The organism is Spirosoma sp., assembly GCF_048594605.1.
Classification (GTDB): Bacteria; Bacteroidota; Bacteroidia; order Cytophagales; family Spirosomataceae; genus Spirosoma.
The window spans coordinates 1-4,722 of the sequence record NZ_JBMDWV010000118.1; the positions used below are offsets into that span (position 1 = coordinate 1).

Annotated in this window: 4 protein-coding genes; 3 read left to right on the plus strand and 1 reads right to left on the minus strand. The window is 47.3% G+C overall.

Features of this window, described 5'->3' with window-relative positions:
* The 3 genes from ACOJS8_RS07315 to ACOJS8_RS07325 all read left to right on the plus strand — a co-directional run.
* Positions 1-506, plus strand: a 506-nt coding sequence (locus ACOJS8_RS07315) for a hypothetical protein (protein WP_420147887.1), incomplete at its 5' end; no start/stop codon positions are given.
* Positions 433-2,055, plus strand: a complete 1,623-nt coding sequence (locus ACOJS8_RS07320) for a hypothetical protein (protein ID WP_420147888.1) — start codon at positions 433-435, stop codon at positions 2,053-2,055. The genes ACOJS8_RS07315 and ACOJS8_RS07320, both read left to right, overlap by 74 nt.
* Positions 2,056-2,073: 18 nt before the next feature.
* Entirely contained in the window at positions 2,074-2,901 is an 828-nt protein-coding gene (locus ACOJS8_RS07325) for an amidohydrolase family protein (RefSeq protein ID WP_420147889.1), read from the plus strand.
* Between the two features lie 70 nt (positions 2,902-2,971).
* Here ACOJS8_RS07325 and ACOJS8_RS07330 read toward each other — a convergent pair whose 3' ends face one another.
* Positions 2,972-4,351: a sigma 54-interacting transcriptional regulator gene (locus tag ACOJS8_RS07330; protein ID WP_420147890.1), complete on the minus strand. Its 1,380-nt coding sequence runs from the start codon at positions 4,349-4,351 to the stop codon at positions 2,972-2,974.
* Positions 4,352-4,722: the final 371 nt, after the last annotated feature.

Sequence of the window (4,722 nt, forward strand, 5' to 3'; positions counted from 1 at the left end):
GCCGCTACCGGCAACGTAGTGAAGTGCGCATACACACCAGTCCGGTCTCGAACCTCCATGCCTGGGTGGCTGGGCAAGCGTTGCAAAATGACCGATCAAAAGGCGACAGGCTACGGAATCAGCTTTGTCAGAATGTTACCCTGTTCAAACAGCAAGTCCGGTCGGTTCCCACGACGGGTGGCTTGTTTCCGGTGCAGAAATTAGCGTTATCGAATGCAAGAGCGGTTTTCTCAGTATATCGTCAACTAAGAATGGCTGGTATTCAACCCTTATTGCTGACCAATGACCAGCAGCCAACTGTGCCGGAGGTAGCCTTCTGCATTCGGGCCGACCACCCACCATCAGCTATTCTGCGCACCTGTCACCAGATCAATACTATTCTAGGCAAGGACAACTCCACTCCTCATCCTAAACCAAACAACCTCATTGCTTATGAACCTCTCGCTGACTCCAAGCTTACCCCCAGCCCGCCCAAAAACAGGCGCAAGGGTCAACGTCTACACTAAAGATGGCCGTTCCATTCGGGTACCGCTTCGTCCTGATTTTATCACGACTGATATCACTGGCGGTCAACACGCTCAACGGCAGTTTATACGATGGTTTACCCGCCAGTCGGCGGCTAATCCGGGATTTCCCATGTTAGTAAAAAGCATCTTGATGGTCAACGTGGGTACTGGCGACTGTCCCGCCTGTAATCAAGCTTTAAATCAATTTTTGCAGCGTTTTGGGCTTGCTGATAAGTTAAGGATGCAGCAGACATCGTTGCAGGCTGGTTGTGCCTGTCAGAAAAATGGCCGATCAGAAATAACTCCGGCGTTTGGTGAATTTACGCAAACGGAACTGGATCAGTTGATATCTGGCAACGCCGACCAATCCCAGAATGAGTTCGAGAATGAACAGAATCAGGAATTCTCGCCTAACGATGTCATTCATCCCAATATTGATGTCCATGCTCAATATGCTCTTCAACGGATGCGTAGAAGCCCTGATCCGGCTGCAAGGGTGGACGGAAATGAAATGGTGGGTGCTATTTATGGGGAAAGGTTGTTTGGTATCTTCAAAGAGGATCAGTACTGGCCAGCCCAACTGGCTAAAGATGTGGGTATGGGCTGGTGGCAGCTAATTAAACCCGGCAAAGACGCAGCTGCAGTAATCTTCGAAAATAATGATAAGCTGCAAATTCGGATACTTGTCTTCCGAGATAAAGTACGCTCCAATCCTCAGCGGCTTGACCCAGCTTTGCGAAAGGCATGGCAGGATATGAAGGAGCTTATGATCACATCAGGTACTATTCTACCAGAGGTCGGTGAGGCAGTGCAGACGGAACTGGATCAACTGCTGGCCGATGACGGTCAGGTCCACGAAGGCGGGGTGGAGGGGGAATGGTACAAAAAATTAGCGGCTCCCTTGCTGGCCCTTTCCACCGTATTTCTGCCTGCTAAAGAAAACCCGATTAAGCCCATTAAAGATGCAGTAGTGGCTGGGGTAGATGGAGCTGAAGAAGCACGCAAACGAAGGAACGAAGCAAAAAAAGATGCTAATATTGGAAAAGGTAAGGGTAACAATAGGGAGCAGGAAACCGATGAATACCAGATGCTGGACGAGATTATAGACGGTACGCATGAATCAGAGCAGGAATTCTCGCCTAACGATGTCATTCATCCCAATATTGACGTTCATGCTCAGTACTCTCTTCAACGGATGCTCAGAAGCCCCGACCCGGCTGCCAGGGCCGACGGCGCTGAAATGCTTGCTGCGGTGAAGTCAGGATTGCTGGACGGTATTTATAAAGAAGATCAACGTGTTCCCGCATATTGGGCGAATAGATCAGGATTACAATGGTGGAGTATAATATTACCCGGCGAGGATGCAGCCCTATTTCGTCAAGCTGAGCCAGAACTACCCAGAAAATTTAGATTCATATTAATTGTGTTTCGAAATAACGTTCGTAACAATCCGCAACGGCTTGATTCAGCCTTGCGAAAAAAATGGCGAACAGCGAAAGAAAAAGTATTTTCCCATAGTGCAGGAACCATTAATGCTCTAATAACATAAAGTCTTGCCAAACAGCTCATGCTCATAATAGACTGCCACTGCCACGCCGGAAAAGGCGACGGGTTAACCGGTCCCTGGGATACTAACGCTCCCCTAAAGCCTTATTTAGGCTGGGCCACTGACGCGGGTATTCAGAAAACGGTACTTTTTGCCGCTTTCCACTCTAACTACACGCTGGCAAACCAACAGGTGGCCAGCATTGTGCAGAGCAACCCCAACCGATTTTATGGCTTTGCTTTCGTTCACGCTATCCGCGACCGGGGACGGGTGCTGAAAATGGTCAAAAAGGCGGTGCAGGAGTACGGCTTCTGCGGCATAAAACTCCATCGCTACGATGCTCGCATCAGCCGGGAAGTCTGCGAAACGGCCCGTGCCTTTCGTTTGCCGGTTCTTTATGATGTAGTGGCCGAAATCTCAGTAGTTGAACTGTTGGGGCAAGAATATCCCGATGTTAACTTTATCATTCCCCACTTAGGCAGCTTTTCCGACGATTGGCGAGCGCAGGCCGGGATGATCGATTACTTAGTTCGTTTTCCCAATATCTACACCGATACATCCGGGGTAAGGCGGTTCGACCTGCTCCAGCGAGCCGTTGACTGCGCTGGTCCCGACAAATTCCTATTCGGGTCCGATGGTCCATGGCTGCATCCAGGCGTCGAACTGGCCAAAATTGCTGCCCTGAAACTATCTACTGGTGATGCAACAAAAATCCTCTCTGGCAACCTGCTCAAACTAATCGGCCGCGTGAACCGAAAACCCCAGCCAGCAAAGGAACATAGCATTTCGGTATCAAAAGAAGTAGGTTTCTCCAAGAGCTGGCGTGACCCCTGGCTAATCAGTCAATAGAAGTGGATAATCGGTCGTGGCTGTGCATGGGAGTTGCTCTCGTATCAGCTACGACTGATTATCCACTTTTTCAACCAATTTGCTGCATTGTAAAACCAGATACGGGTTCAGCTTTCTGATGCATTTGCAGAATACGTTCACTACAGCCGAGCCGTTGTGCAGCCATTTTTAGATTACCATTTTCGTGGTTAATAGCCACTTTCTTAGCAATTTCGGCGACAATATCCTTAATTTCTTTCAATCCTAACCCGTTGTACATCAAGCTATTAATAGCTAATTCAAGATCGTTGCTCACTGGCGGAGTGGACATCCGGCGAAAGTCGGGCCAATCCGACTGCGGGATGTCGCCGATTGTGATTGGGCCTTCACCCAGATGCTTATTGGCAATCCGGTTGACTAATTGCTGTAATTCTCGCACGTTACCTGGATAGTCACGTAGCTGCAAGAAGTCGAACACTTGCCGGTCAATGGGCTGTTCGATCTGATGGTGGTTTCTAAAAAAATGCTCAGCCAATACCGGGATATCTTCTTTGTGTTCCCGCAGTGGGGGCAATTGACACGTCCAGCCTGACACCCGGTAAAATAAATCCTGCCGAAAATTTCCCTTCTTTACTTCATCGGCCAGATCGCGGTTGGTGGCGCTAACCAGCCGAAATTGCGATTTACGCCAGTTATTACTGCCCACTCGCTTGTAAGTTCCTTCCTGCAACGCCCGCAGAAACTCCGCCTGTAATGGCAGAGGTAATTCACCTAATTCGTCCAGAAAAAGAGTACCCTTATGTGCTAGGGCAATAGCCCCGTCGCGAGTATTAATAGCGTTTGTAAAAGCTCCTTTCTCGTGTCCGAATAGTTCGCTTCCCGACAGGCCAGGTATCAGGTTTGTGCAATCCACGACGATACAATCCTGTTTGTCGAAGCGAATGTCTAAGGTGTGAATTTCATGAGCAACTAATTCTTTCCCCGTACCACTCTCGCCGGTAATGAGCACCGGACAGTTAGATAAAGCCATGTCCACGATCTGACGAAGCGTATCGAGCCAGCGTTTACTCTTCCCGACTAATTTAGTTTGGAGGCTACCTACGTGCTCCTCAAGGACTCGCCAGTAACTGAGTCGTGAAGCAATGATTTGCACTGGCTTTTCAACCTCAAACCAGGAAAAGACTTCCGTTACCCCACTCTGCAGCAACATCCAAGTAAAGGACGTTGGCAACGGACTGACTGAGACAGCAATAAGTTTAGTGGTTTCTTCGGTTGAACATGCATCGATCGTTTCTTGTATCTCTACAGGTGAGGAAAAGCTATCCAAAAAAATCATACCAGGCCCAGTGGGCATATCATTCATATGCAAGGCCTTAAGGCTTATATTCCCCTTATCCAACTGATGTATAATATCCACTAGAAGCGCATTCTGACGGGTAAAAGGCTTATACCATAGAGATGATAGGACCATAACCAGTATGATTTAAGGGGTGAAGAATTGGTGTGTTTATTTTGATACTTGGTAATTAGAATAGATATTAAAATTGGGACCGCTGGAAAAAAGACTTGTAAGGCACTAACGGGAGAGAAAAAACTTGTTAAATGGATCGGTCCATCCATTAGTCGTTGAAAGTGAGTTTAAGAAAACAGCTAATTAAATAATGCGCTATTTTTCTCAGAAATTAAATACCCTTTGAAGCCAGTCTGTATTAAAGATTTAACTTCCATTTAACATCTATTAGCCTTAAAATAACATAGGTATACAAGGCCTATGAAAGCAAAATTTTAATCTATTTGATGCCATAAAAATAGAAGTTGCAAATAGAAGTCTATTGGAAAAAT